Annotated in this window: 27 protein-coding genes and 1 pseudogene; 17 read left to right on the plus strand and 11 right to left on the minus strand. The window is 65.8% G+C overall.

Annotated features, from left to right (window positions below; genetic code table 11):
* Window positions 1-40: 40 nt before the first annotated feature.
* From NR810_RS23280 to NR810_RS23300, 5 genes and pseudogenes are all read left to right on the plus strand, one after another.
* A complete protein-coding gene (locus tag NR810_RS23280) occupies window positions 41-892 on the plus strand; it encodes a tetratricopeptide repeat protein (RefSeq protein WP_257455475.1) in 852 nt (283 codons plus the stop codon).
* On the plus strand, window positions 889-1,020 hold the full coding sequence (locus NR810_RS23285; RefSeq protein WP_257455477.1) for a hypothetical protein: 132 nt from the start codon (window positions 889-891) through the stop codon (window positions 1,018-1,020). Before NR810_RS23280 ends, NR810_RS23285 begins: the two co-directional genes overlap by 4 nt.
* Before the next feature lie 69 nt (window positions 1,021-1,089).
* The gene (locus tag NR810_RS23290; protein WP_257455478.1) at window positions 1,090-2,010 is read left to right on the plus strand and encodes a bifunctional UDP-sugar hydrolase/5'-nucleotidase; all 921 of its coding nucleotides are present in this window, start codon (window positions 1,090-1,092) and stop codon (window positions 2,008-2,010) included.
* 124 nt (window positions 2,011-2,134) lie between these two features.
* Window positions 2,135-2,353 (plus strand): annotated as a pseudogene (rpmE, locus tag NR810_RS23295) (50S ribosomal protein L31); the annotation flags it as partial.
* Between the two features lie 277 nt (window positions 2,354-2,630).
* On the plus strand, window positions 2,631-3,515 hold the full coding sequence (locus NR810_RS23300) for a DNA-methyltransferase (protein WP_257455480.1): 885 nt from the start codon (window positions 2,631-2,633) through the stop codon (window positions 3,513-3,515).
* Between the two features lie 19 nt (window positions 3,516-3,534).
* Here NR810_RS23300 and msrB read toward each other — a convergent pair whose 3' ends face one another.
* Window positions 3,535-3,957: a peptide-methionine (R)-S-oxide reductase MsrB gene (msrB, locus tag NR810_RS23305; RefSeq protein ID WP_257455481.1), complete on the minus strand. Its 423-nt coding sequence runs from the start codon at window positions 3,955-3,957 to the stop codon at window positions 3,535-3,537.
* 331 nt (window positions 3,958-4,288) lie between these two features.
* Here msrB and NR810_RS23310 point away from each other — a divergent pair, with 331 nt between their 5' ends.
* The 5 genes from NR810_RS23310 to NR810_RS23330 all read left to right on the plus strand — a co-directional run bounded on the left by NR810_RS23310 (window position 4,289) and on the right by NR810_RS23330 (window position 9,169).
* On the plus strand, window positions 4,289-4,705 hold the full coding sequence (locus tag NR810_RS23310) for a ribosome-binding factor A (protein WP_204220470.1): 417 nt from the start codon (window positions 4,289-4,291) through the stop codon (window positions 4,703-4,705).
* Entirely contained in the window at window positions 4,702-5,859 is a 1,158-nt protein-coding gene (locus NR810_RS23315) for an RtcB family protein (RefSeq protein ID WP_257455482.1), read from the plus strand. The genes NR810_RS23310 and NR810_RS23315 overlap by 4 nt, the downstream gene beginning before the upstream one ends.
* A 242-nt stretch (window positions 5,860-6,101) precedes the next feature.
* The gene (locus NR810_RS23320) at window positions 6,102-7,790 is read left to right on the plus strand and encodes a GmrSD restriction endonuclease domain-containing protein (RefSeq protein WP_257455483.1); all 1,689 of its coding nucleotides are present in this window, start codon (window positions 6,102-6,104) and stop codon (window positions 7,788-7,790) included.
* A 71-nt stretch (window positions 7,791-7,861) separates the two neighbouring features.
* Window positions 7,862-8,818 carry a restriction endonuclease gene (locus NR810_RS23325; RefSeq protein WP_257455484.1) on the plus strand — a complete coding sequence of 319 codons (957 nt, stop codon included), beginning with the start codon at window positions 7,862-7,864 and terminating at the stop codon, window positions 8,816-8,818.
* An 18-nt stretch (window positions 8,819-8,836) separates the two neighbouring features.
* Window positions 8,837-9,169 (plus strand): ATP-binding protein, encoded by a 333-nt coding sequence (locus NR810_RS23330; protein ID WP_407653821.1) that lies wholly within the window; start codon window positions 8,837-8,839, stop codon window positions 9,167-9,169.
* Window positions 9,170-9,345: 176 nt separating this feature from the next.
* On the opposite strand, the gene NR810_RS23335 is transcribed toward NR810_RS23330, so the two are convergent.
* Window positions 9,346-9,906: a hypothetical protein gene (locus NR810_RS23335; RefSeq protein WP_257455485.1), complete on the minus strand. Its 561-nt coding sequence runs from the start codon at window positions 9,904-9,906 to the stop codon at window positions 9,346-9,348.
* A 535-nt stretch (window positions 9,907-10,441) separates the two neighbouring features.
* Here NR810_RS23335 and NR810_RS23340 point away from each other — a divergent pair.
* Window positions 10,442-11,182: a hypothetical protein gene (locus NR810_RS23340; protein ID WP_257455486.1), complete on the plus strand. Its 741-nt coding sequence runs from the start codon at window positions 10,442-10,444 to the stop codon at window positions 11,180-11,182.
* Between the two features lie 178 nt (window positions 11,183-11,360).
* On the opposite strand, the gene NR810_RS23345 is transcribed toward NR810_RS23340, so the two are convergent.
* From NR810_RS23345 to NR810_RS23355, 3 genes are all read right to left on the minus strand, one after another.
* On the minus strand, window positions 11,361-12,557 hold the full coding sequence (locus NR810_RS23345) for a phospholipase D-like domain-containing protein (protein ID WP_257455487.1): 1,197 nt from the start codon (window positions 12,555-12,557) through the stop codon (window positions 11,361-11,363).
* Between the two features lie 468 nt (window positions 12,558-13,025).
* Entirely contained in the window at window positions 13,026-14,423 is a 1,398-nt protein-coding gene (locus NR810_RS23350) for a M57 family metalloprotease (protein ID WP_257455489.1), read from the minus strand.
* A 42-nt stretch (window positions 14,424-14,465) separates the two neighbouring features.
* A complete protein-coding gene (locus NR810_RS23355) occupies window positions 14,466-15,128 on the minus strand; it encodes a pyridoxal-dependent decarboxylase (RefSeq protein ID WP_257455490.1) in 663 nt (220 codons plus the stop codon).
* A 96-nt stretch (window positions 15,129-15,224) separates the two neighbouring features.
* Here NR810_RS23355 and NR810_RS23360 point away from each other — a divergent pair, with 96 nt between their 5' ends.
* Both NR810_RS23360 and NR810_RS23365 read left to right on the plus strand, forming a co-directional pair.
* The gene (locus NR810_RS23360) at window positions 15,225-15,548 is read left to right on the plus strand and encodes a hypothetical protein (protein WP_257455491.1); all 324 of its coding nucleotides are present in this window, start codon (window positions 15,225-15,227) and stop codon (window positions 15,546-15,548) included.
* Window positions 15,549-15,880: 332 nt separating this feature from the next.
* Window positions 15,881-16,426 carry a DUF2087 domain-containing protein gene (locus tag NR810_RS23365; RefSeq protein ID WP_257455492.1) on the plus strand — a complete coding sequence of 182 codons (546 nt, stop codon included), beginning with the start codon at window positions 15,881-15,883 and terminating at the stop codon, window positions 16,424-16,426.
* 199 nt (window positions 16,427-16,625) lie between these two features.
* On the opposite strand, the gene NR810_RS23370 is transcribed toward NR810_RS23365, so the two are convergent.
* Complete coding sequence (locus NR810_RS23370) at window positions 16,626-17,369, minus strand: PPC domain-containing protein (protein WP_257455493.1); 744 nt, start codon at window positions 17,367-17,369, stop codon at window positions 16,626-16,628.
* A gap of 436 nt (window positions 17,370-17,805) precedes the next feature.
* Window positions 17,806-19,158, minus strand: coding sequence for a hypothetical protein (locus NR810_RS23375; protein ID WP_257455496.1), 1,353 nt, complete (start codon window positions 19,156-19,158; stop codon window positions 17,806-17,808).
* A gap of 437 nt (window positions 19,159-19,595) precedes the next feature.
* On the opposite strand from NR810_RS23375, the gene NR810_RS23380 reads away from it, so the two are divergent.
* Together NR810_RS23380 and NR810_RS23385 are read left to right on the plus strand one after the other, a co-directional pair.
* Window positions 19,596-20,390 (plus strand): TolB family protein, encoded by a 795-nt coding sequence (locus tag NR810_RS23380; RefSeq protein WP_257455498.1) that lies wholly within the window; start codon window positions 19,596-19,598, stop codon window positions 20,388-20,390.
* Window positions 20,390-21,037, plus strand: coding sequence for a M23 family metallopeptidase (locus NR810_RS23385; protein ID WP_257455499.1), 648 nt, complete (start codon window positions 20,390-20,392; stop codon window positions 21,035-21,037). The genes NR810_RS23380 and NR810_RS23385 overlap by 1 nt, the downstream gene beginning before the upstream one ends.
* Window positions 21,038-21,144: 107 nt before the next feature.
* On the opposite strand, the gene NR810_RS23390 is transcribed toward NR810_RS23385, so the two are convergent.
* Window positions 21,145-22,215, minus strand: coding sequence for a methyltransferase (locus tag NR810_RS23390; protein WP_456062033.1), 1,071 nt, complete (start codon window positions 22,213-22,215; stop codon window positions 21,145-21,147).
* 84 nt (window positions 22,216-22,299) lie between these two features.
* Between NR810_RS23390 and NR810_RS23395 the strand changes: the two genes are divergently transcribed.
* The gene (locus tag NR810_RS23395) at window positions 22,300-22,965 is read left to right on the plus strand and encodes a DUF4386 domain-containing protein (protein ID WP_257455501.1); all 666 of its coding nucleotides are present in this window, start codon (window positions 22,300-22,302) and stop codon (window positions 22,963-22,965) included.
* Here the strand turns inward: NR810_RS23395 and NR810_RS23400 are convergent.
* Window positions 22,943-23,548 (minus strand): Crp/Fnr family transcriptional regulator, encoded by a 606-nt coding sequence (locus NR810_RS23400; protein WP_257455503.1) that lies wholly within the window; start codon window positions 23,546-23,548, stop codon window positions 22,943-22,945. The genes NR810_RS23395 and NR810_RS23400 overlap by 23 nt on opposite strands.
* A gap of 101 nt (window positions 23,549-23,649) precedes the next feature.
* A complete protein-coding gene (locus NR810_RS23405) occupies window positions 23,650-24,675 on the minus strand; it encodes an alcohol dehydrogenase (RefSeq protein WP_257455504.1) in 1,026 nt (341 codons plus the stop codon).
* A 153-nt stretch (window positions 24,676-24,828) separates the two neighbouring features.
* Here NR810_RS23405 and NR810_RS23410 point away from each other — a divergent pair, with 153 nt between their 5' ends.
* Window positions 24,829-25,401, plus strand: a complete 573-nt coding sequence (locus tag NR810_RS23410) for a TetR/AcrR family transcriptional regulator (protein WP_257455505.1) — start codon at window positions 24,829-24,831, stop codon at window positions 25,399-25,401.
* A gap of 111 nt (window positions 25,402-25,512) precedes the next feature.
* Here NR810_RS23410 and NR810_RS23415 read toward each other — a convergent pair whose 3' ends face one another.
* Complete coding sequence (locus tag NR810_RS23415; protein ID WP_257455507.1) at window positions 25,513-26,253, minus strand: alpha/beta fold hydrolase; 741 nt, start codon at window positions 26,251-26,253, stop codon at window positions 25,513-25,515.
* Between the last annotated feature and the right edge of the window lie 586 nt (window positions 26,254-26,839).

The raw sequence follows: 26,839 nt of genomic DNA on the forward strand, positions 1-26,839 counted from the left end.
CCGGGCGGGCCGGAGGGTTTGCCCGTAAGATGCGCCCCCTATGCGAAGGCTTGCACTGATCGCCCTCCCGCTCGCGATCTCCGGCTGTTTCTACCCCGCGGACCGTGGGCGCGCGCTGGAGGCTCGCATCGAGAAGCTCGATGCCACCCAGGCACAGCTCCAGGCGGAGCTGAAACAGACGCGCGCGCAGCTCGATGCCACGCTGCCGCGCATCGACGAGAAGGTCGCCGAGGTCACCAAGGCCCTGCAGAGCCTGGACACCGCGTCGCGCCGCACGGGCGCGGACATCAGCGTCCAGCTGCAGAAGACAGTGGAGGACCTGGCGCAGCTGCGCGGCCAGGTGGAGACGTACCTCCACAAGATTGGCGAGTTGGAGACGGCGCTCGCGAAGACGAACGAGGACACGGAGAAGCGGCTGCTGGAGCTCAAGGGTGAGGCGGCCCTCAAGGAGGCCGAGGCCCGGAAGAAGGCCGAGGAGCTGAAGCGGCCCACGGACAAGAAGGAGTTCCTCGCGATGGCGCAGGAGAAGGCCAAGGCGGGGGACACGGCGGTGGCCCGGCAGCTGTACACGGAGTTCCTCAAGAAGTGGCCGAAGGACGCGCTGGCGGCCGAGGCCCATTACGGGCTGGGCGAGACGTACTTCGCCGAGGACAAGTGCCGCGAGGCCCTGCCGGAGTACGGCAAGCTGCTGCAGGACTACCCGAAGGCGGAGCCCACGCCGGAGGCGTACCTGCGCTCCTCGGACTGCTTCAAGAAGTTGAAGATGCCGGAGGAGTCGCGGCTGGCGTTGGAGGAGCTCGTGAAGAGCTATCCGAAGTCGGAGGCGGCGAAGACGGCGAAGAACCGGCTGGCGGAACTGGACAAGGCGAAGAAGAAGGGAACGAAGAAATGAGACTGCGCCTGACGCTGCTCTCCCTGCTCGCGCTGCTGCTGACGCCCCTGGTGGCGGGCGCGGCGCCCAAGCAGGTGGTGTTGCTCTTCACCGGAGACAACGGGGGCGAGATCGCCCCCTGTGGTTGACGCCACAACCCGTCTGGCGGTCTGGCCAGACGAAAGACGGCCCTCACGCAGGAGCGCGCGAAGGGGCCGGTGCTGTTGCTGGATGCGGGCAATGCGCTCTTCAAGTCCTCGAACCCCGGCGGAGATCCGACGGAGAAGGCACGCGCGCAGCTCCTGCTCGAGCAGATGAACGCGTTGGGTACCGCGGCCATGGCCGTGGGCCTGCGCGATCTGACGCTCGGGACGGACTTCCTCGTGAAGGCCACCCAGGGACCGAACGCGAAGATGAAGCTGCTGTCCGCCAACCTGGTGGACGCGGCGGGCAAACCGCTCTTCCCGGCGTCCACCGTGCAGACGGTGAACGGCGTGAAGGTGGGCCTGGTGGGCATCTCCCCCGAGGGCCCGGTGGCCACGCAGAAGGGCGTGGTGGGCAGGCCCCCGGTGCAGGCGGCCATCGCCGAGTCCCGCCGTCTGCGCCAGGCGGAGAAGGTGGACGTGGTGGTGGTGCTCGCCGCGGTTCCCTACGTGGAGGCCATCAAGCTCTCCACCCAGGGGGGCGATGCCATGGACTTCATCGTGCAGTCGCACGAGGGCCGGACCCAGGGCGCGGCGCAGCGCAACGACTACGCCACCCTGGTCGCCCCGGGGGAGCGGGGCCGTCAGCTCGCCCGCCTGGAGCTCTCCCTGGATGGGGGGAAGGGGCCCTTCGTGGACCTCTCCGAGGCGGATCGGGCCCGGGAGAACCTGAGGATCCTCGACGACAACATCCAGCAGGCCCGGAAGCGGATGGCGACCATGAAGGACGAGGCGGCCCGGAACGCGCTCCAGGAAGCCGTGGCCAACTTCGAGGCCCGGCGGAAGGTGCTGGCGGCGCAGGTGGGGGAGGGCACCCAGGCGGCCAGGCGCACCCACCGCCTCACGTACATCCAGCTGGGGAGTCAGGTCGCCGACGATGCCGAGCTGAAGAAGCGGGTGGAGCGAATCGAACCGCCCGGTTCCGCATCTCATTAGTCCTGGACGGGGCCCGGAGGCGGGCCTTGTGCCGGGGCCGGTCCGCCGTTATAAGCGCCGGCCTACCTCTAGAACGCCAGACCTCCCACCCTGGAGTGGGGGCAAGGCGCGGGAGTCGTTGACCATGAAGCCTGAAGTGCATCCGGTCTATCCGCCGTCTCGCATCACCTGTGCTTGCGGCAACGTCGTCGAGACCAAGTCCACCCGTGGCTCGTTCACGGTGGAAGTCTGCTCGAACTGCCACCCCTTCTTCACGGGCAAGTACAAGCTGCTCGACACCGCCGGTCGCGTGGAGAAGTTCCGCAAGAAGTACGCGGCCAAGCCCGCCGAGGGTGCCGCCGCCGCCGAGGGTGGTCCCGCCGCCGCTCCCGCCGAGGGCACTGCCCCCGCCGCGAAGAAGACCGCCAAGAAGGCCAAGGCCTAGTCTCTTCCGCACAGCTTCGTAGCACCCGCCGAGCACGGTGCCGGAGGTCTCCCCGAGAGACACTCCCACCGTGCTCGCGGCGTTTCCGGGCACGCGAAGCACGTCAAGTTTCAGGGTGCTACAGACCAGAAATTGGACGTAGCAGCGTGTTGACCGCACAGTCCGCCCCGTCACGACGACCCCTGACGGAGGCGAGATGTCCGCGGAAGCCGCAGCTCCTGCCCTGAAGCTTGTTCAGCCCTCGCTGCGCGAGAGCCTTTTCGCCAAGAGCGATGCGTTCCGGCTGTACCAGGGCGACAGCCTGGCGCTGCTCGAGCAGTTCGAGCCCGGTACCTTCGACATGGTGTTCGCCGATCCTCCCTACTTCCTGTCCAACGGCGGCTTCACCTGCAAGAACGGCAAGCGCGCGGCGGTGAACAAGGGTGGCTGGGACGTGTCGCGCGGAGTGGAGGAGGACCACGCGTTCACCACGGCGTGGCTGAAGGCGTGCCAGCGGGTGCTCAAGCCCACGGGCACCATCTGGGTGAGCGGCACGCAGCACGTCATCTTCTCGGTCGGCTTCGCGATGCAGAAGCTGGGCTACAAGCTGCTGAACACGGTGACCTGGTACAAGCCGAACGCCAGCCCGAACCTGGCGTGCCGCTACTTCACGCACTCCTCCGAGCTGCTCATCTGGGCCTCGCCGAAGCCGGCCGCGAAGCTGCAGCACACGTTCAACTACGCGAAGATGAAGGCGGAGAACGGCGGCAAGCAGATGCGCGACGTGTGGGCGCTGCCGCGCACGGGCGACGAGGAGCTGACGGCGGACGAGTCGGGCCGGGTGTGGACGATGACGGCGCCGCGGCGCGAGGAGAAGGCGCACGGCAGCCACCCCACGCAGAAGCCGGTGTCGCTGCTGGAGCGCGTCATCGAGGCGAGCACCCCCGAGGACGCGCTGGTGTTGGACCCCTTCAACGGCAGTGGCACCACGGGCGTGGCGGCGATGAAGCTGGGCCGGCGCTACGTGGGCATCGACATGGACGAGAAGTACCTGAGCCTGTCGCAGAAGCGGCTCGTCGAGGCCGAGCGCGCGGCGCGCTGAGCCCGCCGCGCGCCGGGGCTCACTTCGTGACGAGCGGGAAGGGCTGACCTTCCAGGACGTGCTTCATCGCCACGGAGTTCATGCAGTAGCGCAGCCCCGTGGGAGGAGGGCCATCGGGGAAGACGTGTCCCAGGTGGCCATCGCACCGGCCACAGCGCACCTCGGTGCGGATCATCCCGTGGGAGCGATCCTGGTACTCCGTCACCGCGTCCGGCTGGACGGGCCGGGTGAAGGAGGGCCAGCCGGTGCCGGACTCGAACTTCTCGCCGGACTTGAAGAGGGGGTTGCCGCAGCCTGCGCACACGTAGGTGCCGGCCTCCTTGGTGCCGACGAAACAGCCGGCCCAGGCGCGCTCGGTGCCATGCCCGCGCAGCACCTGGTACTCCTCGGGTGTCAGGCGCTTGCGCCATTCCTCGTCACTGAGAACCAGTTTTTCGACCATGTGAGCATCCTGCTGTCCGTCGTGTCCGGGGGCAATCGTTCCTGGAGGCGCGGCGACCGGGGATTGACACATGGAGTGCGTGTGCCCATTTTGGGCGTTCGCGGCTCGCGCGGTGGGGTGCCTTGCGCGGCGGGAGGTGTGCCATGGGACGTGTGCAAAACGGTGTCTCGGGTCTCTCCACGCCCTCGCACGGGTGACCGGCGCGTACCGTCTCTCGACTGAACGGATCCGCTGACTCCGGCGCACGAGCGCCGGCGTGGAGCCTCGTCGTGTCCTGAATCGAGGCGCCGAGCCCCTGTGCGGGTGCGGCGTCCAGGGAACCGTTCGCTCCATGAGCTCGAAGAAGCATCGCCGTTCCCGCGCGTCGCACCGGCGCGCGGACGCAGAATCCTTTTCGTTCGAAGAATCCTCCATTCCGGCGCGGCACCTGCGCCTGCAGTCCACCCTGTTCGAGGAGGTGTCCCTCCTGTTCCGAGGTGAGCTGTCCGACCCGCTGCTCGAGGGCGTCGTGGTGACGATGCTCGAGCTGTCGCCGGACGGCCGCCACGCCCGTATCGGCTTCACCCTTCCCCCCGAGCGCCAGGAGTCCGGCCCGGCGCCGGTGGAGGAGGCGCTGGTGCGGGCGAGTGGCTTCATCCGCTCGCAGCTGGCGCTCGGGCTGAACCTCAAGCGGGTGCCGAACCTGCGCTTCGTCTGCGTGGGCGTGGCGCCGCGCCTGGCGCCCGACGAGGAAGGAGGTGAGTCATGATGCCTCGAGTCCTCGAGAGCCCGCCCGGGGCAGTGCCCATCCTGGCCTGGGCGCGCGAGGTGCCACCGGGAGCGGTGAAGCAGCTCCAGCACATCGCCAGCCAGCCGTACGTGGTGGAGCACGTGGCGGCGATGCCGGACGTCCACGTGGCGCAGGGGGTGGCGGTGGGCACCGTCTTCGCCACCGAGCGCACCGTGGTGCCGGGGGCGCTGGGAGGCGATCTGGGGTGCGGCGTGAGTGCGCACCGCTTCGACTTCCCGGCCGCGTCGCTCGGGAGGGCGGAGCTGGAACGGCTGCTGGGGGCACTGGCGCGCCGGGTGCCGGTGGGGGACGCGGTGCACCGGGGGGCGGGCCTGCCGCTGCCTCCCGGGCTCCAGGCCGCGAGCCTCTCCACGCACCGGCTCCAGCGGGAGTGGGAGCGTCTGGCGCCGAGGCACCTCGGCACGCTTGGGGGAGGCAACCACTTCCTCGAGCTGGACCGGGATGCGGGGGGAGACCTGTGGCTGCTCATCCACTCGGGATCGCGGGGAGTGGGAGGGGCCATCGCCGCGCACCACCTGAGGGTGGCCGCGGCGCGGGGAGAGGGCTCGCTGCCGGGCCTGCGGACCGACACCCCCGAGGGGGCCGCGTGCCTGGCGGACATCGAGCTGGCGTGCCGTTTCGCCCGGGCCAACCGGGACACGCTCGCCGCCCGGGCGGTGGAGGTGTTGGTTGAGGCGCTCGGGTGCGAGCCGGATCCGGGCGCGAGCGTGGACGTGCACCACAACCACGTGGCGGAGGAGAGGCACCTAGGCCGGGCGCTGCTCGTGCACCGCAAGGGTGCGGTGGGGCTGGAGGCGGGGCAGAGAGGCCTGATTCCAGGCTCGATGGGGACGGCCTCGTACGTGGTGGAGGGGAGGGGAGAGCCGAGGGCGTTCGGCTCCTGCTCGCACGGGGCGGGGAGGGTGCTCACGCGAGGAGAGGCGAGGGCGCGCATCCGCCCGGCGGCGCTGGAGCATGCGCTGCGCCGGGTGGTGTTCGACCGGCACCGGGTGGATGCCTTGGTGGAGGAGGCGCCGGAGGCCTACCGCGACATCGCGGAGGTTCTGGAGGACGAGGCGGACCTGGTGACGCCCGTCCTACGGCTCACACCCATCGCCGTGCTCAAGGGCTGAGCCATGGGGGCGGCGGGATTCAATCCCGCCGCCCCCGTAATGACGGGCTCGCCTTTCCGGTCATTCCTCCGCCTTCCCGTGAGGGAGTCCTTGCTCGTCTCAAAGGGCTCTTGTTCTTATGCTATTCGCTGTGACCTGCGTTCGCCCCTTTTTGGACATTCACCACCAAGCATGTGTCGGTGTGACTCCCATGCCCGGCTTGCGCTCCACCAGCCAACAGAACACCGAGCTATAGTGACGGTATGACCACAGGAACATCAGGCAGCACGCCACATTTGAACGACCCTAAGCCCAGTGTTGACCGTATTGACGAACTCGCTCGTCGCATCGTGACTGGCGACATCTTGCTTCCAAAGTTTCAGCGCGAATTTGTTTGGAAAAGCAAGCGGGTTCTCGCTCTTCTCGATTCAATCGCAAAAGGCTATCCGATAGGCAGCATCCTGCTGTGGCGAACGCGCCAGGAACTCAAGAGCGAGAAAAAGATCGCTGACTTGGATGTAGCGAATCAACAGGCCGAGTATCCGTTCAACTATCTTTTGGATGGGCAGCAGCGGCTCTCAACCATCTGTGGCGCACTCTTCTGGAATGGTTCTGACCCGAAGAGTCTATGGAATATCGCCTACGATCTCCGAACGGAGAATTTCTTTCACCCAAGCACTCTGGAAGAGCTTCCTCTGCATCAAATTCGGGTGAACAAACTCTCGAATCCTTCTGCCTTCTTTGGGCAGATCGCACAACTTGCCCTCCATACCTCACCAGACAAGGAAGAATTGGCAACGCGCGCTAAGGCCCTGTTCGATCGTTTCAAGGATTACAAAATCGCCGTCGTGACGCTCGGGGATATGTCAATCAAGGATGTCGCGCCAATTTTTGAGCGTATTAACAGTCAAGGTGTTCCTCTCACGCGTGTTGATCTGCTTCGCGCGGCAACGTGGAGTAAAGAGTTTGATTTGAACGAGGCTATTGGCGAAATTCAAGAGGAGCTTGATGAGAAGGGATTCAAGGAGATCGAGTCCAAGTCGATCTTGCGAAATCTTTCTGCTAGTCAGGGAGGGGGCTTCACAATTGAGGATGTGGAGCATCTACGTGGGCACACACCACAGGCTCGCTTGGAGGCGGCCAAGATCACCAAGCTTGCTTATCAGAGAGCGGTTGATTTTTTAGTTTCGGAACTTGGAGTGGTGAGTTCGTACGCTCTTCCGTATGCAAATCAGATCACCGTTCTTGCCGAATGCTTCCGGCTCTTGCCTACCTCTCCCTCTCCTGCGCAGTATCAAGCAATGCGTGAGTGGTTCTGGCAAACTTCGTTTTCTGGATACTTTAGTGGTTGGAACACTGGTCAAATGACCGCAGACCTTGCGAGTGTGCGTGCCTTCGCTTCAGGTGCGAAACCGAGCATTCCTCTTGTATCGGTACGGCCAGTTGAGACGACTTGGCGCGAACGACCCTTCAGAACGAATAACGCCCTGAGTAAGGCGTTCGCCCTTGTTCTCGCCGCTCAAGCTCCGCGCGATCTTCTCACCGGTCAACGGATTGATACAAGCGCGTCGTTGTCGTGGATTAATCAAAAGGAGTTCCACCACTTCTTCCCGAAAAGATGGCTCAAGAATCAGGATGTCGCCACTGGTCGGATTAATGTGATGGCGAACATTGTTTATCTTACGTCCGCTAGCAATAAAGTCATTTCTAGCAAAAAGCCCTCTCAGTACCTACGTGAGGCCGAGGCGCGCCTCGGCTCTGAATTCGAAGTGGTGCTTCGGTCCAACTTGATCCAGCCCAGCGCATTCGACGCAGCATGCAGGGACGACTACGAGGCTTTCCTTTATGCACGCAGCCAAGCCATTGATGCGGCTGCTGCACGTCTCGCAGGCTGGGCGGAAAGCGTGGCAAGGGCCGTTGTAGATGGGGATGACGAAGATTCTGAACACTGAAGGAGGGAGCCGCGCTCCTGCGGGGGAAAGTTCCATTGTAGTCTAGGCTCCGCTAATCTAGGTTGAACATCATGGACCAGCAGACCATCGATCCGGACTGGCGATTTCGTGCTGCGGCCTTTCAGGCTGTGGAGCGACTGGTGGCACGTCACGGACCCATTTTGCGTTGGGAACATATCGCACAGGGCTTCGAGATTGATGGTCAGCACATCATGTTCACCGCCAAGCCACGGGGCATTTTCCGTCCGAAGCAGATGCAAGGTGCGGCGCTGTCAATCCGCGCTGCTATGCCTCGCAGGAGCCGTGAAAGAGAGTGCCAAGAGCAGTTGAAGAAAGTGGCCTTTACCTACAAACTCCAAGGAGATGCTCCGGATGGCTACGATAACCATCTATTATTGCAGGCCCTGGACCTGTCCGCACCACTCATCTATTTCCTTGCGGTCGAGCCCGCTGCGTACGAGCCCATGTGGCCTGTTTTTGTCCGGGGCATCGATTTGTCGCGGATGGAGTGCAGGCTCTCTTTAGACGAAAGAGCAGTAGTCGCTAAAGAGAGTCGCTTGCTAAATAATCCCACTATTCTTGAGCCTGAGTTTAGGATTCAACTCGTCGAGGTCAATCGTGAGTTGATGGAGCTTTTAGCTAGGCATCCCGAGAGGCTCAGGAAATTGGATGCCAGGAAGTTCGAGCAGGTTGTTGCGGAGATCTTCAAGAATCAAGGGTTCGACGTTGTTCTAACTCCTCAAACAAGAGATGGGGGGCGTGACATTCAGGCTGTACGAAAAGACTCGTTTGGAACGTTTCTTTATTATGTAGAATGCAAGCGATATGCTAAGTCAAGGCCTGTTGGCGTTGAAGTAGTACGCGCCCTATATGGCGTGGTGCAGCATGATCGAGCTACGGCAGGAATCATTGCAACTACGTCATCGGTTACTGATGATGCAATAGACTTTGCAACGCCGATTAAGTACCAGCTGAGTCTCAGGGATTTCGAGGCACTTGGGGAATGGCTTGGTACTTACAGGAAATAGGCTTCGTGCTGAAATTGAATGTTCGGACTGGAGCCACTGACTGTCAACGAGCGAAAGGACCTGCTCGAAGTCTTGGAGGACTGGTGTGGAACTGCTTCCACCGTCATCACCTCCCAGCTCGACCCCAAGCAGTGGCACGCGCTCATCGGTGATGCGACCGTCGCTGATGCCATCCTCGACCGGGTGCTCCACAACGCCCACCGCATCAAGCTGATGGGCGAGTCCATCCGCAAGCAGCATGGAAAGTTGACGACCGAGCCGAAGCCGGAGAAGAGAAGGGCACCAGCGTCGCTCCGCTCCCATGAGCGGCTTGGCCCGGAACAGGTGAGCGGCTTGGCTCGGAATCGGTGATCGGCTTCGCCCGGAACGAGTGATGGCGATGACCGGAATACGCAGTTGGATCAGCGCCGCGCCTACGAGCGCCGTGTCCTACCCACGGGATGGAGCGGGGCAAAGCATCCCTCCGCTCCACCCTTGTGCGTCCTCAGCGAGAGGTGGACGTCACACTGCTACGGCTGTGCGTCCCCTCAATGCTTGATGCACATCTGGCGCGGGCCGCTGAATCCCTCGTCCGCCTGAATTCCCAATACTTCGGTCCCACCATAGGCGCCTTTGAGAGAGAAATTGGTCGAGCCGTAGCTGCCAGGGAAACTATCGTCAATCCCCACCCTCACCCACCAGATCCCCGCAGCGGGATTCTCAGCGATAAACGTGCACGTTTTGCCCCACGCGTTGCAGTACTCAGAAGTGGTTCCCGCCGGAATCGAACCGAACCCAACATCCATGACCGGCATGAAGCTGCCATAACAGCTCGGAATGCTTGCCAAGGAGAATTTCAGATATGGGGTACCTTCCGGCACTTCCAGGAAGAATACCTGGTCATACCATCCCACCTCGCCGGCATAGGCCTCATTGTTCTGGAGCTGAACTGGCGGTTCCGTCTCTGAAGTCGTCGACGCCGACGCCGACGTCAGGCCTCTCTCGGGGGTTGTTGGCTCCCCTGTCCCGCAGGCGACCAAAACAAGCGACAGAAGAAGCGCGGAAACGCGCGCGCGCGTGGACCCGGTTGCGTCACTCAGACAGCTCATTCAAGGTTCCTCGGTGGCTATGTGAATACTGCGATTGTCAGATTCAGCGTTGCAAGGTGCTGTTTGCCTTCCAGCACTATGAGCGCAGGAGCGTTCTGGTCAGAACGACTTGATTTTTCCACATTGGGACCGACGCTTCAAGGACGCGATGACGACAGCGGGTCGGTTCCCGGGCCGCGCCTGTTCCTCGGGTTGCAGGAGGTCCGTCTTCTCTGTTTTGTTGCTGCGTGCGCCGGACCATGCGGAACACCGATTCTGGGCAGGTGGAACGCACCCTGGAAGTAGGTGACGGGATGGGAAACCCAGTGGAGCGTTGACGGTGCTGGACGAGCCGCCGCCTTTGACTCGACTTTCGCCATCTACTTCGTACTGACACTTCGTACTGGCCTCACGGGTGGTACTGCCGTGCTTGCGGGACCCTCTCCAAGGTAGGACGTCCCTGATGCACCCGAGCACCTCCTGGCACAAGGGCTCGACTCCATGCGAACAAGAGCCTGGGGCTTCCGGTGGGCGGGGAGACCCGCGAGGAGCACGCATGGACGAGAAGAAGAAGTCAGAGGAGAAGTGGGAGGAAGCGGAGCGGTTGGGGCCGTACCAGCTTCATGAGCAGGTGCCGCAGTCCGCTGGCAACCAGGGGGAACTCTACCGGGCCACGCACGAGACGAGCGGGGCGACGGCCCTGGTGCTCAAACCCACCGCCGAGCAGGGCGCGGCCCCGTTGACGGACTGGCGGGTGCAACTCAGCTCCTCGGCCTCAGCTGGCTACATCGCCATGGAGCCGAGGGACACCCCCTGGTCCGTGGCCCCCGACAAGCACTCGGTTGAGTCGCTGGTGTGCACCTTGGAGGATGTGCGCGAAGGGGTAGGGCGCATGGACCAGGCCCTCCACGCTTCCAGCGAATCTCGCCCGTGGCGGCGCCTGGCGTTGTCCGGTGCTGCCGCGCTCGTGGTGGTGTTGCTGCCGACGACGTTGGCCCCCGTTTCAGAGGGGCGGGTGCAAGAGGAGGCCCCGGAGGATGTCTGGGCCACGGACGTCTACGTGGACCCCGTGCCGGGCCAGTCCGGCGACGCACCGCGGCCGGTGAAGAACCAGAAGCGGGCGCCGTGTACGGAAGGCCTCGAGGTGGAGGTGTCCGGCGCATGCTGGCTTCCGATTGAGAAACGTCCCTGCCCACCGCAGACCGTGACCTACCAGGGTAGATGCCTTCTGCCCGTCGCGGTGCCGCGCCCTCCTGTCACCAGCCTGGACGGTGGCGGCGGCTCCGAGCCTCGCTGACTCGTTCATGCCAGGGAGTCACGAGGCGGTATCTCGACTCGCCCGCCATTGTGTACTCGCCCGCTCCGAGCCGGGCGATGAGCCCTTCTGTGAACCACGCTCCTGTAGCAGGCGCTTTTCACCGACGTCAGCCAACTGCCCTGGCGGGAGCAGGTCGCGCCTCCGGCCGCGCTAGGCCTCAGCGCGAAGCCTGTGCGGCCTTCACCTCGCGCGCGTGCTTGAGGTCTTCCAGGAAGAAGGCCTCCATCCGCCGTGCGGCCTCGTCGTCCTGGAGCACCAGCGAGCCCTCCTCGAGCATGTTGAAGGACAGCGGGTCGTAGTTGATGGAGCCCACCAGCACCAGCCGGTCATCCACCAGCATCGTCTTCGCGTGCATCATCGACGGCTGGTACTCCCAGATGCGCACGCCCGCGGCCCTCAACTTGTCGTAGGTCGCGCGCTGGAGCACGGTGATGGACCTGTGGTCGTTCTTGTCCCCGGGCGCGAGCACCCGCACGTCCACTCCCGCGCGCGCCCGCTCCACCAGCAGCTCCATGAGAGCCTCGTTCGGCGTGAAGTACGCCTGGGCGATCCACAGCCGCTTGCGCGCCGCGCGCACCATCAACTGCGTGAGGCGCTCGGCCCGCGTGAGCTCGGGATTGGCCGTGCTGCCGATGAAGGCCGCCCAACCCTCACCCGCCTCGTCCAGTCCGGGCTCCGGCTTGTCGAGCCCCGGGAAGTCGCTCGCGGGCAGCAACTCGCCCGTCGTCTCCTGCCAGTTCTCCGCGAAGGCCTGCTGGAGCTGCGCCACCACCGGGCCCTCCACCCGCGCGTTCGTGTCGCGCCACTCCTTCTCGTTGCGCGCCTCCCCCAGCCACTCGTCCTGGATGGCCACTCCACCGGTGATGCCCACCCGGCCGTCCACGACAATCACCTTGCGGTGGTTGCGCGCGAGGTTCTCGTCCGCCGGCAGCGGGCGGAACAGGTGCGCCTTGCACCCGGCCGCTTCCAGCCTCGGCTTCACCTCCTTCTCGAAGGGGGCGCTGCCCAGCGGATCCACGAGCACCCGGCAGGCCACTCCCGCCCGGGCCCGCTCGGTGATGACGGAGAGCAGCCGCTCGGAGGCCTCTCCCGGGCGCCAGATGAAGAGGACGATGTTCATCGAGGAGCGCGCGCGCGACAGCTCCTGCACCATCACGTCGAAGACGGCGCCGTTGTTGGCCCAGCGCAGTCGATTGCCCGGCACCATGCGCACGCCCACCGTCTGGTAGAGCGCCGTGGCGAACCCCGCCCCCCGCGAGTCCACCTCCGAGCGCAGCTGGAAGGGTTTGGATGACTCCTTCGTGGTGAACACGGTGCACCCCGACGTCATCACGGTGGCTGCCGCTACCACCATTGCCCACCTTCGTCCCCGCCCCATGTCCCGCCTCCCGAGGCAAGGAGGTAGCCATGCGGCCCGGGGCCGTCATCCCCCGGTACAGGCCGGCGGTCGTGGCGTCCTACCCGGTCGCTCGGTGGGTCGTATGTCCCACCCGCGGCGCCTTCTCACGGGGCCGGGCGGGGGTGGCGCGACAGCCGGTAGAGGAGCAACGCCGTGCGCTCGGCCTGCATCGCGAGCGAGTCGAGCCGCACCTCCTCGCGCGGCGAGTGCGACCCGCTGTCCAGCGCGCCCAGCCCGTCGAGCCCATCGACGAAGGGCTCGACGAACGAGATGTCCCCGGCTCCGCGCTTGCCCGGGTCGAACGCCCCGGGTCGAACGCCTTGACCTTGCCGTACCCGAGCGCCTGGCCACGGCTGGTGTCAAAGGAGTCATTCCGTGCATCATGCCGTTGAGCAGCAGGTGCTCAAGAATCAGGTTACCTGCTCAAGGAGCGCCGCGGCGGCCCTGGGCGCGGCCCTGGAAGATCCAGTGGTCCATCGCCGCCGGGTAGTTGGTGGCACCGAAAGCCGCCACCAGGTCCGGGTTGTTGGCCAGGTAGTATTTCACGTCGAACTCCGCGGAGGCACGGCGGCCCTCGTAGAGTCCCTGGTGGATCCAGTGGTTGAGGGCCGCGCCGTAGTTGTTGCCGAACGCCGCCTGGAGATCCCCGTTGTTGGCCAGGTAGTACTTCACGTCGAACTCCGCGGAAGCACGGCGGCCCTCGCCAATACCCCAGTTGAGCCAGTGGTTGCGCGCCGCCACATAGTTGGTGGGGCCGTACGCCGCCACCAGATCCGGGTTGTTGGCCAGGTAGTACTTCACGTCGAAGTGGGCCGAGCTGCGGCGGCCCTCGGCAATACCCCAGTTGAGCCAGTGGTTGCGCGCCGCCTCCCAGTTCGCCGCCCCGTAGGCGTTGACGAGGTCCCCGTGGTTGCTCAGATAGAACCCGGTGTCGACATCCGTCTCAGCCAGCGGGCCGTAGAGCACCCGGGCGCCGCTCACGTCCGTGGCCGTGAGATTGAGATCCCCACGGTTGGAGCCGTTGCACTGCGGGTAGTGCATCACCGAAGCCGCGTCGTACCCCGTCAGCGCGCGCCAGTTGTTGTCCTCGAAGCAGGTCCGAGCCTCGGGGCGGGTGTGCTCGTGCCGGAAGCCGATCGTGTGCCCCAGCTCGTGGCGAAGGATGCCGGTCAGTGTCCACGGCGCGATGTTGCCGAAGGAGGAGGTGTCGATGAGGACGTTACGGCTGGCGCGGCTGTAGCTGGGGAAGAACGCGCGCGCCAGATAGGACTGGCCACTGACCGGACGCACGTCGAAGATGACCTGGTTGTTGCTGGCATTGCAGGCACCATCCTGATCGCTCCGGTGATGGAAGCGCACGTTGACCTGCTGCCACGCGGCCGCGGCCTGGGCCATGGCCTGCACCACCGTGTTGTAGTTGGCTCCGAAGGCCGTGCTCACGCAGTAGGAGATGTTGCGCTGGCGCAGGTAGCCCCACTGGTCGTCCGCGCCATTGACCCGGTTGACGATGAGCGGCGCGCGCTGCGTGCCCAGCTCCGAGACTCCCATGGACTCCGCGTCGCGCACGTAGTCCTGGTACAGCGCACGGAGCCCCTCCTCTCCCTCCACCGGCGTATCCCCGTCGACGATGAAGATGCCCGTGTCGGGCTCGCGCCAGGCCTGGGCACGGAACTCCTCATACGTCAGCACCGGCTCACGGGCCACCGCTTCGGACAACGGCGACTCCAGCGTCTCACCGCAGCCCACCAGCCCCACCGAGGCAACACCCGCCACCCAAAGCCCGCGCGCGCGGCGCGAATGACCACCCAAGGACAGCTTCATGGATAACCCTTTCATTCATTCAGGGAGCGCTGCTCCCCGATGTCAACGCGCTCCGGAATGCTCTCCGAGGCACCTCCCAGAACGCTGTCGCAAGTAAGCCATCCATGCGGCGCGTATTCCAGAACCAGACAGGTATTCCATGCTTTTTTGGAATTCGGCATTCAATCCAGGAGCGCAATGCGACCCGGAGGGCTCTCGTACCGCAGCTCGAGCGCCCCACGGCCAAAGCGGGTGAGGCCCTTGAGCAGATGTTCTTCCCCCCCCCGCCGCCCGGACGATTATCTTTGGAGGATGGTTGTTGAAACAGACGCGCAGGCAGTAGCGCCCCTCCAGCGTCGTATAGGAGGGCACGGCCACGCCGGACTCGTGCAGACGGCAGAGCAGCTCGCGGTTCCACGCGTCGAGCCGGGCCTCGGGAGCGCCCCGGCAGACATACCGGAAGCGCGTGATGTTGAGGGACACCGGCGCCAGACGTTGGAGCTCCGGCTCCGCGTCCACCCGGCGCCCGAGCAGGTGGGCCTGCTCCACGTTCTGCTCGATGAGACGGCCGTACTTCGCGGCCCCGTATGCCTTGAGGCTCATCCACACCTTGAGCGCCCGGAAGCCTCGGGAGAGCTGGACGCCGTACTCACTGAACATGGACGGGCGCGCCGCGAGTCCTCGGGACATCTTCCGGGCCACGGTGAGCCCCACCAGGGTGGCCATCGAGCCCCCGCTCACCAGCAGGCCACTGGCCTGTTCGGGGAAGCCGAGCAGTTCCCGGCCCAGCTCTACACGAACGCCCGGATATCCGACCTGCCCATGATGGTGCTTGGCAAGGCCGACATCCGCACCGACAATGATGCCCTCTACAACTTCGGGACCACGGCCGGTAAGCCCATGTACCGCCCACAGGATTTGTCTGGCGCCTCGAATACCACGGGCAGCGTCTTGAACCAGAAGGGGTGGTGGCCGATGCAGAACGACGCCTGGCTGCTCGGCGGCGCGCACGGAGGCCGGCAGTTCCACCTCGCCAAGAACGACCTCACGGATGCGGACCTCTGGGACGCCAAATCCAACCGTCCCACGGTCCTCGGCCGGGAGATCCTCGCGCCCGTGTTGGACACCCCCGTGCCGACCATCTGAGGCGGTTCGAGTCACACCCACTGGCGCGGGGGAGGGTCCTTCCATCGAAGGCAATGCCGCTGATGGATGCAGTGCTCCTCCTCGCGTCATGCCAGTCGCTGTCTTCTCGCGTGGAGAGGATTCGAGGCTGACACCTTCTGCGGCCTGTTGCAGTCCACCTCCATTTCCGCTATTCACCACGAACGGTCTGCAGTTCACCGAGGCGTTGCCGCCCCTGACGGGGAGCTAAACCTGCAAGTTGTGACCTGGACACGCACTTGTCCCCGTGCCGAGTCGAAAGACGGCAACCATCGACGATCCCTTTGCGGAACGGCGCATGACGAGGATCAGCCATGTCCAGACTCAGCCTTCCCTATGCGGTAGCCGACATCTCGGCACTGGCCCGCTCGCTGCGTGACCAGCTCGGAAAACTCGGCCACATGCCGGGGCATGTCGAACTGCTCAACATGCTGGCCCGCTCGGCCGGCTATGCCAACTACCAGCATTTCCGCGCCCAGTTGGAGGCGCGGTCGCGTCTCGCGGCGCCGCGGGCTCCCACACCGGCGCCCGATCACGAGCGCATCGAGAAGGTGGCGCGCCACTTCGATGATTCGGGGCGCCTGCTGCGCTGGCCAGCCAGGGCCAATCAGCAGGATCTCTGCCTCTGGGTATTGTGGTCGCGGATTCCAAGCGGCAAGGTGTTCACCGAGCAGCAGATCAACGAGCTCCTGAAGCACTGGCATCTGTTCGGCGATCACGCCCTGCTGCGCCGGTCGCTGTTCGACCTCAGGCTGGTGGCCCGCACCACCGACGGCCGGCAGTACCGTCGCATCGAGCAGAAGCCGCCGGCGGAGCTCTCGCCGTTGATTGAGCACCTCAACGCTCGTACCGCCGCCTGAATGGGGTTGTCCTAGCGAGAACCTGACTTCCCAGGGCCGGTGCTGGCCTCGCTGGATACCTACGCTCTGGTCAAGGAGCGCGACTATGCCGCCGCGGATCCCGCGGAATCGGCGCGATGAGAACCTCCCCCCAGCCGTCACCGAAGCTGCTGGGGGGATGTGCCACGGGGGGCAGGCGGTAGGGCCCCCAGACACCTCGCTAGTTGTAGGTGCCCTTCATGATCACGCCCTCTATCGGGTAATCGCCGTACGAGCACGCGAACCAGGTGCCGGCGGCCGGGTTGTTGATGGTGCAGGTCCCGAGCCCGAAGTCCGGGTACTGCTGGCAGGTATAGGTATTCGTGGTGGGCTGCTCGCCGTGCCTCACGTACAGATACGGGGGAACATTCCAGCTGCCCCTCGTGAGCCTCTCGGTGAAGACGAGCGAGGTCTTCCCGCTCGGCACGTCCAGCGTGAAGCACTTCCACACGCCTCCGGTGTACGGGTACGGAGCCGTCTCCACGCCGTTGGTCAGCACGCTATCGCTGGGGATGCCCAGGGTGTACGTGCCTACCAGTTCCATGCCCGAGACGGGGCGGGAGAAGGTGCTGAGGAGCTTCACGTACCAGGTGCCGGCCCGCGGGCGGAGGAAGGTGCAGTTCGCATCGATCCTGCCCGGAGCGCAGTCGTACGTGTCTTCGGTCGGCTCGGAGCCGTAGCGCACGTACGTGTAGGGAATACCCATGCCACTTGCCGAGCGAGTCGTGTCGAACGACAGTTTGCCGGCGCCCTCGGGCACCTCCAGCGTGTAGGTGCAGCTCCAGGCATCGGCGTCGATGGAGATGTCCGTCACCTTCACGCCATTGGTGAGCGGGGTCGAGCAGGCCGTCAGGCCCGCGGCGGTCGAAGACGGGGTGCCAATCTCGTCGGTGCGCTCCGTCTGCTCCGTGCTTCTACCTTCCATACCGCACGCCATGAGGGGCAAGGCAAGGAGCGCAGTCAAAATCCGATGACGCATCAAGGGGGGGAAACCTCCTGCTGGCTGGTGGCGGGGGTACCACCGTGGCCGCGCCCTGATACAAACAGAAGACGGTCATTCACCAAAGACAATTCAGACCAGTCATGATTGTAAAAAGCGGCGTTCCCCTGATTCAGGAATCTGGAAGGCTCCCGTTGAACTCTCCAAGAAAATGAGAGGCTTCCGCTTCCTGGTCCGAGCCGCCTGTCAATGAGAAGGGATTGCCCTTGGAAAGCTGTCATTTGAAAAGGTGTCAACTCGCGGCAGCCTTGGCGGCAAGCGTGCTCACTGCATGCGACGATGACGACAAGGTCACCCACTGGTACGGAAGCTGGAGCGCTTCACCGCGGGACTTCCCTGTTGCCAGCCTATATCGCCCCCGTCAGGGCGCCTGGACCGGGGTGATGGGCGCCACCCACAGGACGTACTGCCAGTGATCCGGGCCCCCCTCGGCGGAGATGGCGGCCACCTGGCGTTGATCCGGCGAGACGAGCAGGGCCTTCCAATACCCGCCCTCGGGCCCCGGGGGAGGCGCGGAGAAGAGGTGCCAGCTCCGCGAGTCCCTGGGACTCGTGGGGATGACGAGGTCTCCCTTCCAGGTGAGGTAGCGGCCACCGCCCAGCACCGGGCCGCCGACCCCGTGAGCGAACTCGGCGCTCACCTCCTTCGGGGAGAGCGCGCGCTCACCGGCGAGCCAGCGGCCCGAACTGAAATACACGAGCCGCCCGTCGACGACGCGCCCGAGGAAGGGGGACGCTTCTTCAGACCTTCCCCCGGAGCACACCTCCCCGAGACAGGTCAAGCCACAGCCTCCGGGTTGGAAATCCAGGAAGCGCTCAGCCAGCGATGGCGGTACGGGCTCGAGCTCGCCCCAGCGGTGGCGCGTGGTGTCGTAGCAGCGCAGCTGGCCCGAGACATCCTGCTGGCGCATGCACAGCTCGCGTCCGCGCCAGAAGAGCCCCGGAGGGCCGTGCGGGGCCAACGTCGGAACCTCCAGCACCTTGCCGATGCGGCGGGGCGTCTGGGCGCGCAGGGGTTGGCTCTTCCGGCGGCCCTCCTCCACCGTGCGCTCCACCTCCCGGACCGCGGCGGCCACGTCGGGCCAGGCCGCCAGGGAGTCCCTGTTCAGCAATTCCTCCACGCGCCGCCAATCACCCGCCACCACCTGCTCGCGCACCGAATGGACGTATGCCAGGGCACGGAGCCGGGAGGCGGACGCATCCGAGGGAGGCACCAGCTCCACCAGGTATTCCATGATCGACGCCTCCCCCACCTTCCCACGTGCCGGAGCCGCCAGTCGCCGCGTCAGCTCGCGCTCCAGGGAAGGATCCACGGACACGCCCCCCTCGGGTCTCGGCAGCAGCTCGAGCGCGGGCGCACGGCCGACCCGCAGCCGGAGGGTTTTCTCCCGGCACTCCAACTCCAGGCCCGGTGGGGGGGGAGTACTCCCGTCCTCGCTCGATTGATCGAAGCTCAGCCACACCTGGCCTTCGGGGCCACGCACCTCCACCTCGCTCTCGCTCACCGCCTCCGCGGAACAGGAGCCGCTCCATGAGTAGCTGGCGGACACCCGTACCTCCGCTCCGGACGAGGTGCCACACCGTAAGGGCAGACGTTGCTCCTCGTCGGAACCGAAGGGGATGACGACGGAGGCGCTGGGAGCGGGAACACCCGCGTCCCCGGCGAACGCGCGCAGGGAGAGCAGAAGGCCGGACAGGAGGAGGTGGAAGCGCATGCCCGGGCCAAAGCAATCGCGATGCCGTGGATTCACGGCCCTCCCTGCGTCCCTCCGGCCACATACCGCGTCCAGGCGAACGCGAACGACGCACCTGGGGGCTCCGGCTTCACGCTGGCGTTGTGAGAGTTGCAAGGACGAGCTTCTCGTTGCTCACTCGCTGGTGCCGGACGGCGTCTTGGTGCCGGGGGAGGGCGGTGTGCGCTTGGAGGCGTTGCCCCCGCCCACGCCAACACGCACCTTCACGCGAAGAATTCGCCAGCATGGTTTTTTGGGCTCCGCGTGAGACACGCGCCAATTTTCTCCGTCTTTAGGAGGAAGTGCCCGTTGTGTCAGCCCTGGTAATCCCCCCCTTCCCCGGGAGTCCGATGAAAAAGCTATTTTTCTCCATTGCGGCATTGACACTGGCCGCGACCAGCGCGTCGGCGGCGGGTCGCATGAACCCGTCGGACCTTCGCCGTGTCGCGAAGGCGCGTGAGCGCATCGTCCCCGCCGTCGAGAAGGAGTTCGGACCCAAGGCCCGGTTCGTCCACCTCTTCGGTCAAGGCCGAAACATGATGGTGGGTATCATCGCCGAGATTCCGGAGCAGCCGCTGGGGACGGACGACGTGCCGCTGCTGGCCATCGCCCAGTACGACGAGTCGACCGGCGCGGTGCGCGTGGTGGATCGCGAGTTCAAGTACCGTGAGGCGCGTGCGGTGGGGCAGAACGTGGCGCTGCTGGATGGGCAGGGCAACCTGCGCCTGCGCGAGCCCAACGGCCGCGAGCGGGTGCTGGCCCAGAAGGTGGGCGGAGATCTGTTCCCGACGGCGAAGGGTGACGCCCTGGTGGCCACGCTGGTGGGTGACGGCGAGGGACACGAGACGTCCGTGGGCATCATCGATCTGAAAGGCCGCGTGAAGGTGCTGGCGGATGGGCCCGGAATCGACGCGACGCCCAGCATCTCGCCGGATGGCAAGACGGTGGTCTTCGTGTCCGGCCGCACCAGCGTGGCGTCGTTCTTCGTCACGACGGTGGATGGCGCCGAGCCCAAGCAGCTCACCAACATCGGGCTGGAGAGCCACATGCTGTTCGGGGGCGCTCCGGAGGGCTTCGTCCCCCCGCCCGTCTCGAGCCACCACATGGAGTGGGTGAGCGACGACGTGCTCCGCTACAACGCGGGCGGCGGCGAGTTCTGGAAGATCAACGTGCGCACGGGCCAGGCGGCTCCGGATGTGGGAGGTGAGAAGTGATGAACACGATGAAGAAGCTCGCCGCGACGCTGCTCTTCGCGCTGGTGGCGCTGCCGGGGGTCTCCTCGGCGCAGACGATGTTCCGCTTCCCCATGTCGCAGCTCGCGGACCAGTGTGGCAACGGTGGCTGCACGGTGAGCGCGTACAAGGATTACGGTGGCCGGGACTACGCGTGTGGAGGCGTGCGCTACTCCGGCCACACGGGCACGGACTACGCCCTGGTGGGCGGGTTCAGCAAGATGGACTACGGCGTGTGGGTGATGAACGCCGCCGCGGGCGTCATCGAGTCCTCGGTGGATGGGTACTTCGACCGGTGCAACTACTGGGACCAGGCCAACCCGTACGCCGCCTGCGGCCTCTACACGGCCAACTACATCATCATGCGGCACGCGGATGGCACGAAGACCAAGTACTGGCACCTGATGAAGTACACGCAGCAGTTCGCCCGGAACACGTCCCTTGCCTGCGCGTATTGGATTGCGCGGGCGGGCTCGTCGGGGGCCTCCACGGGGCCGCACCTGCACTTCGAGTACTGGGTGCCGAACTACGGCATCGATGACCCGTACGCGGGCTCGTGCGGTACGCCCTACACGCGGTGGACCTCGCAGGGCGCGTACCGGGGCCTGCCCGGCATCGCCTGCCAGTAGCGGCGAGGTATCGAGGGAGGAGGCAGGGCGCCGGACCGCGTGTCCGGCGCCTCGACCGAGGCGAGCTTCACGCAGGTACCGGCACGGAGCCACTGGCCGTGGCGCCATTAGGGCTTGCGCGCCTCGATGAGGCTCACGCCGCTCGGGGAGGGAGTGATGCGCTCCAGCGCCCAGCCGGTGCTGGTGAGCAGCGCCTCGTACTCGCGGGCCGTGCGCTCGCGTCCATCCGAGACCACGAACATGTTGAGGTCGATGAGGGCCGTGCGCGAAGGCTCCCCGTCCGGCATCACCATCTCCACCACGATCAGCCGGGCTCCCGGCGGTGCGGCGCGATGAATCTGCTGGAGGATGGAGGTGGACGAGTCGTCGTCCCAGTCATGGAGGATGTGCTTGAGGAGGTAGGCCTCCGCGGTGGGGATGACGGGCTCGAAGAAGCTCCCCGCCACCAGGTCCATCCTCTGGCCCAACCCCTCCGCCTCCACATGGGCCCGGGCTCCGTCGATGACGTGCGGTAGATCGAAGAGGATGCCTCGGCAGGAGGGGTGGGCACGGAGCACGGCGGCGAGCAACACGCCCTGGCTCCCCCCCACATCGGCCACGCGGGCATAGGGTGAGAAGTCGTGGAGGCGTGCCACTTCCGCGGCGACGAAGCTGGAGAAGCTGCCCATCGCACGGTCGAAGTGCGCGGCCTCCTCCGGGTTCTTCTGGTAGTGCTCCCAGAGGTCGGTCCCCAGCACCTTGCGGGCCGGGGAGTGACCCGTCTGCACGGCAGTGACGAGGTCTCCCCAGGGCAGCCAATGGCCGGGGGCGGTCTGCATGATGGCCATGTCGCGCATCGACCCGGGCACCTCTGAACGGAGGCAGGCCCCCAGCGGGGTGAGCGTGAACGTGCGGGGAGGCACCTGCGTGAAGAGGCCCGCGACCACCCCCGCGCGCATCAGGCGATACAGCCCATCCGGGTGGGCTCCGACCTGCGGCGCCAGCGCCTCGCTCGAGAGAGGACCGCTTGCGAGCAGGTCCGCGAGGCGAAGTCGCGCGACCACACCGATGACCTGGGAGATCCAGTAGCTGGTGATGTGCTCCAGGAGCTGCTGCGAGAGATTCGGCGGAGGTGTCTGGTCCATGGAGGGCAGGGGGACCATATCTGACTTCGGCAGCGAGCGGAGCGCGGCTCGCATTTATTAACCCTCATCAATGCGGGCGGGGGCGCCCCTCTCCTACTTTCGAGGCCACAACGTCGCTGAACGCTCTGAGCCCTCGAGATGAACACCACCCGCCTTCACTCCCGCGTCCTGGGGATCCTCTTTCTCCTTCCGTTCTTCGCCTACGGCATCGGCACCGCGCTCGTCACCTCCGTCCTGAAGGATCCGGAGCAGCTGGCTGCGGTGACCGGTCAGAGGACGCCGTTCGTCTGGGGTGCGCTGCTGCTCCTGTTGAACTCCCTCACCGTCGTCGGGATTGGCGTGCTGTTCTTTCCGATCCTCCGCGAGCGGAGCTTGAGCATCGCCGTCGCGTACGTCTGCACGCGGGTGATGGAGGCGCTGATCCTCATCGTCGGGGTGGTGTTCCTTCTGTCCATCCTGCAGCTCGGAGAATCCGCGCAGGGGCAGGCGACGCCGGAGCGGGTGACCCTGTTCAATCTTCTCTCGAAGGGGAACTTCTGGGCATACCAGCTCGCGATGATCATCCTGGGGATCGGCAGCGTGGCGTTCTGCCTGTCGCTGTACCGGTCCCGGCTTCTGCCCTCGTTGCTCCCGCTGGTGGGCGCGGTGGGCTACGGGCTTCTGGCGCTGGGGTCCGTGCTCGAGCTCTTCGGGCTGCCATGGGGCATCCTCTTCTCCGGGCCCGGGGGCCTGTTCGAGCTGTTCCTCGGCGGCTGGCTCATCGCCAAGGGGTTCCGGACGGTCACGCCTTCCGTCGCGACGTAGCCGGCTTGCCGCGCGTGGCGATGCGCTTTCGGATCCGGCTCAGCGACTCGGGCTTCACGCCGATGTAGCTGGCCAGCTGGTACTGGGGGATCCGCTGGAAGATGTCCGGCCGCGTCTTCGAGAGCTTGAGGTACCTCTGCTCCGGACCATCGGTGAGATAGGCGGCGAACCGCTCCTGCTGTTCCGCCAGGACCTTCTGCATCGCCATCCGGGAGATGCTCTCGAAGCGCGGGAAGCGTCGATACAAGTCCTGCTCGCGTTGCTCGGTGCCCACCACCACCGTGGTGTCCTCCGCGCAGACCAGGAAGTGATCCGCCGGAGTCTGGTTCATCATACTGTGAACCGAGAGGACCCATTCGCCCTCGGTGAAGAACCCGTGGCTCCGCTCTTCACCGTCGACGATGGAGTACTGGCGGACGCAGCCCTTTAGGACGAAGTAGGCCTCGGTGCAGACCTGGCCCGCCATGAGCAGGTGCGTCCCCTTCGGAAAGGTCTTCACCACCATGCTGTCCAGGATGGCCTGCGCTTCCTCGTCCGACAGATGCGCGATGTGGCGGAAGTAGTCGACGAGCTTGTGGTTCATGAGGACCTGCGCGATCGGCGGGAGGCCCATCATCCCACCGGGGTGGCCACGGACCAACTGGTGGGGGCGGCGGGACGGGATTCCGAGGGCCGGTCCTGGAATCAGGCGCCGGTGGTCAACACCATGCGGAAGCGCGCCTCGTTGCGCAGCATCCGGGCGTAGCCTTCCGCGGCCCGCTCGAGCGGCACGGTCTCGATCCGGGCGCGGATGTCCCGCAGCAGGCTGAAGGACAGCATGTCCTCGGCCTCCACCGGCGTCCCGGTGTTGCTGCCCGCGATCGAGCGCTCGCCGAACAAGAGGCTCGAGACATCGATCTTGAGGGGCTCCGCTCCGGCGCCGACGATCACCAGCCGGCCCTGGGGCTTCAGGCCGCTCATCAGCGGACCCATGCTCGCCGGATTGGCGGCGGTGGCGACGATGACGCTCGCCCCACCGAGCCTCTGAAGGGCCTGGGCCGGATCCTCCGCCTCGCTGTCGATGTAGTGGTGGGCGCCCAGCTCCAGCGCCAGCTTCCGCTTGCCCTGCCCACGCGCGATCGCCGCCGTGCGGAATCCCATGTGCCGGGCGAATTGGACTCCCAGGTGACCGAGTCCGCCAACGCCCTGGATGGCCACCAGCTCGCCCGGGCGCGCCGACGACTTGCGCAGCGCATTGAACGTCGTGATGCCGGCGCACAGCAGCGGCGCGGCCTCGGCGGCGCTCAACTCCTCGGGGATCGCCACGAGGCCCTGCGCGGGGGCGAGCATCTGCTCGGCATAGCCGCCGTCATGATGGATGCCGGTCAGGGCCTGGTTGGCGCAATTGACGAAGTCACCCCGGCGGCACGACTCGCACTCCCCGCAGCGCCCGGACAGGAAGCCCACGCCCACGCGTTGGCCCACCTGCCAGCGCGCGGAGACCTGCGCGCCCACCGCGGCGATGCGGCCCACCACCTCGTGGCCCGGCACCCGGGGATGGGTGAGTCCCGGGAAGCCGCCTTCCACCGTCAGCGTGTCGGTGTGGCAGATGCCGCACGCCTCGACCGTGAGGAGGACCTGGCCGGGCCCGGGCGTGAGCCGGGGGCGCTCCACCAACTCCAACTTGCCGCCGCCAGTGGCCTGGACCGCTCGATAGGTGGCTGCAGACATGTGCTTCCTTCCTTTCACCTGGACCGCTTCACGACAATCAGAGTATATGACCGGTCGTACAAATACCGGGCGAGCAGCCGAGCGTCAAGCCGATCGATGCGCGTCGGCGGTACGGACAGCGCCTGGTTACAGTGGAAGGGGAGGAGCGAACGCGTGGGCAGACCCAGCATCCGGGAGAAGATCGTGGAGGCGGCCTTGGACCGCTTCCATGCCCTTGGCTACAACGCCTGCGGGGTGCAGGAGATCGTCGAGGCCGCCGGGGCGCTCAAGGGCTCCTTCTACAATCACTTCAAGTCCAAGGAAGCGATGGCGGTCGAGGCGATTGCCCGGTACAGCGAGCGGGTACGCCTGGAGATGCTGGAGGATGAAGCGCGAGATCCCGTCCAGCGCCTGCGCGATCACTTCGAGTTCCTCACGAAGTGGTTCGTCGAGCAGGACTTCGAGCGGGGTTGCCTGGTGGCCACGATGGGCAGTGAGCTGTCCAACAGCGCTCCCCTGGTGCGCGAGGCCGCGGAGCAGGCGTTGGCCCGGTGGTGTGAGCTCGTGGAGAAGATCATGCGGGAGGCCGCGCGAGACGGGCGGCTCGCCCGGGAGTTGGAGCCCGCACGGGCCGCGCGCTTTCTCGTGAATGCCTGGGAGGGGGCGGTTCTGCGGATGAAGATCGTCAAGAACCGCGAGCCCCTGGACGACTTCTTCGAGGTCGTCTTCCGCTCGATTCTTCACTGACTCCCGGGCCCCCTCTTCGGTCATGTTGGCCCGGAGCCGGGCGGTCGTGCCACCCCTTGAGCACCAGACTCAGCTGGCCATTAGCGTATCCGTGAAGGGACAGCCCAGAGCTCACTCGCCGAGCAGCACGTCCCGCAGGAGCGCGAACGTCGCCGACGGATCCTGCAGCTGCATGTCGTGGCGCAGATGGGGCAGCCTGCGCACATCCCACCCGAACCCCGTCAGTGCCGTGGCAAGCGCCTCTGGCAACACGGCCTTGCTGTCCGCGGAGAGCACGACGGTGGAGGGCACGACGGGCCTGGCGGCGACCACCGGGCGGAAAGCGATGTCCCGGAAGACGCTCGTCGCCATGCGTTTGTCGAAGCGCGCCGTTGCGTCCGAGATGAGGCGCTGCGTGCGCTCCGGGTAGCCCTTGCGCGCTGCCGCGTTCGAGCGCGCGGTGAAGAGGGCGGCGACACCGAGTGTCAGGGCCGGAGCTGCCCAGAACAACCGACCCCAGAGCCCGGAGGTCGGCAGGCCCAGCTGGAAGCCTGGATCCAGGTACACCGCGTGGCCGGGCCGCAACCGCTCCACCGCCGCCGCGAGCACCGCGCCTCCGAGCGAGTGTCCCACGACGACGTCGAGGTCACGCGGGAAGGTCTCGACGAGATCGTCGGCGAACTCGGCGAGCGTCCACGAGTCCGGCCGCGGACTGCGGCCATGGCCCCGCAGATCGGGCGCGAAAACCGTCACCTCTCCGGTCGCGCGGAGCTGCTCGATGAACGGCTCCCAGGTGGACGAGTCGACACCGAGCCCATGTACCAGTCCGATGTGGCGGGGGCCGTTGCCCACGATCGTTGTCTCGAGTTTCATGAGGCGAGCCTACCCACCGCGCCGCGGCAAAGACATCCTGAGTGCTCACCCCGGGGTCCGGGAGGGCCTTCGCGCCGCGATTCCAGGGACTCAGACCGGCGTGGGCGCCACCAGCAGCGAGGTCGGGGCGGTGATGGCCAGGCTCGTGCCGAGCGCCGTCAGCTTGCCGCGCACCGGCGCGCGTGGTGTTGAGCCCCAAGCCGTCACGGTGCCCCACAAGCCCACGCCCCTTCACCGCGCCACGTGCCCCGTAGCGGCACAGCCGTTCCAGGCCCTGCCTGTCGTTCGCGTGAAGGTGCGTGTCGGCCTGCGGGGAACGGACGGTTTCGCACTGCCATGTGGTGGAACACAAGAGCCTTGAGCTGGCCCCTGGGGCCACGCTTAGCATGCATTCAGGAGAGATTCGGTATGCGCGACCTGATTCGTAGTGGGAGTTTCGCCCAGATAGCCCGCCTGACCCTGAGCCATCCCCTCATATTGGACCGAAAACTTCCCGGAAAACGGGTTGTTCGGCCAGCAATTCAACGAATCGAGCCATCAAGGGCAGAAGCGTGTCTTCGGGCATCATGGGAATGGCCTGGTAGTA

The organism is Archangium lipolyticum, assembly GCF_024623785.1.
In the GTDB taxonomy this organism is placed as follows: Bacteria; Myxococcota; Myxococcia; order Myxococcales; family Myxococcaceae; genus Archangium; species Archangium lipolyticum.

Excerpts from the sequence above, each read along its gene's own strand:
- NR810_RS23335 (WP_257455485.1), bottom strand. The coding sequence starts at position 9,906 with ATGAGCTGTCTGAGTGACGCAACCGGGTCCACGCGCGCGCGCGTTTCC.
- NR810_RS23320 (WP_257455483.1), top strand. The coding sequence starts at position 6,102 with ATGACCACAGGAACATCAGGCAGCACGCCACATTTGAACGACCCTAAG.
- NR810_RS23375 (WP_257455496.1), bottom strand. The coding sequence starts at position 19,158 with ATGCGCTTCCACCTCCTCCTGTCCGGCCTTCTGCTCTCCCTGCGCGCG.
- msrB (WP_257455481.1), bottom strand. The coding sequence starts at position 3,957 with ATGGTCGAAAAACTGGTTCTCAGTGACGAGGAATGGCGCAAGCGCCTG.
- NR810_RS23365 (WP_257455492.1), top strand. The coding sequence starts at position 15,881 with ATGTCCAGACTCAGCCTTCCCTATGCGGTAGCCGACATCTCGGCACTG.
- NR810_RS23355 (WP_257455490.1), bottom strand. The coding sequence starts at position 15,128 with ATGGCCACCCTGGTGGGGCTCACCGTGGCCCGGAAGATGTCCCGAGGA.
- NR810_RS23340 (WP_257455486.1), top strand. The coding sequence starts at position 10,442 with ATGGACGAGAAGAAGAAGTCAGAGGAGAAGTGGGAGGAAGCGGAGCGG.
- NR810_RS23415 (WP_257455507.1), bottom strand. The coding sequence starts at position 26,253 with ATGAAACTCGAGACAACGATCGTGGGCAACGGCCCCCGCCACATCGGA.
- NR810_RS23405 (WP_257455504.1), bottom strand. The coding sequence starts at position 24,675 with ATGTCTGCAGCCACCTATCGAGCGGTCCAGGCCACTGGCGGCGGCAAG.
- NR810_RS23325 (WP_257455484.1), top strand. The coding sequence starts at position 7,862 with ATGGACCAGCAGACCATCGATCCGGACTGGCGATTTCGTGCTGCGGCC.
- NR810_RS23345 (WP_257455487.1), bottom strand. The coding sequence starts at position 12,557 with ATGGTGGTAGCGGCAGCCACCGTGATGACGTCGGGGTGCACCGTGTTC.
- NR810_RS23395 (WP_257455501.1), top strand. The coding sequence starts at position 22,300 with ATGAACACCACCCGCCTTCACTCCCGCGTCCTGGGGATCCTCTTTCTC.
- NR810_RS23280 (WP_257455475.1), top strand. The coding sequence starts at position 41 with ATGCGAAGGCTTGCACTGATCGCCCTCCCGCTCGCGATCTCCGGCTGT.
- NR810_RS23310 (WP_204220470.1), top strand. The coding sequence starts at position 4,289 with ATGAGCTCGAAGAAGCATCGCCGTTCCCGCGCGTCGCACCGGCGCGCG.
- NR810_RS23350 (WP_257455489.1), bottom strand. The coding sequence starts at position 14,423 with ATGAAGCTGTCCTTGGGTGGTCATTCGCGCCGCGCGCGCGGGCTTTGG.
- NR810_RS23370 (WP_257455493.1), bottom strand. The coding sequence starts at position 17,369 with ATGGAAGGTAGAAGCACGGAGCAGACGGAGCGCACCGACGAGATTGGC.
- NR810_RS23380 (WP_257455498.1), top strand. The coding sequence starts at position 19,596 with ATGAACCCGTCGGACCTTCGCCGTGTCGCGAAGGCGCGTGAGCGCATC.
- NR810_RS23360 (WP_257455491.1), top strand. The coding sequence starts at position 15,225 with ATGATGGTGCTTGGCAAGGCCGACATCCGCACCGACAATGATGCCCTC.
- NR810_RS23300 (WP_257455480.1), top strand. The coding sequence starts at position 2,631 with ATGTCCGCGGAAGCCGCAGCTCCTGCCCTGAAGCTTGTTCAGCCCTCG.
- NR810_RS23285 (WP_257455477.1), top strand. The coding sequence starts at position 889 with ATGAGACTGCGCCTGACGCTGCTCTCCCTGCTCGCGCTGCTGCTGACG.
- NR810_RS23390 (WP_456062033.1), bottom strand. The coding sequence starts at position 22,215 with ATGCGAGCCGCGCTCCGCTCGCTGCCGAAGTCAGATATGGTCCCCCTG.
- NR810_RS23385 (WP_257455499.1), top strand. The coding sequence starts at position 20,390 with ATGAACACGATGAAGAAGCTCGCCGCGACGCTGCTCTTCGCGCTGGTG.
- NR810_RS23315 (WP_257455482.1), top strand. The coding sequence starts at position 4,702 with ATGATGCCTCGAGTCCTCGAGAGCCCGCCCGGGGCAGTGCCCATCCTG.
- NR810_RS23400 (WP_257455503.1), bottom strand. The coding sequence starts at position 23,548 with ATGAACCACAAGCTCGTCGACTACTTCCGCCACATCGCGCATCTGTCG.
- NR810_RS23330 (WP_407653821.1), top strand. The coding sequence starts at position 8,837 with ATGTTCGGACTGGAGCCACTGACTGTCAACGAGCGAAAGGACCTGCTC.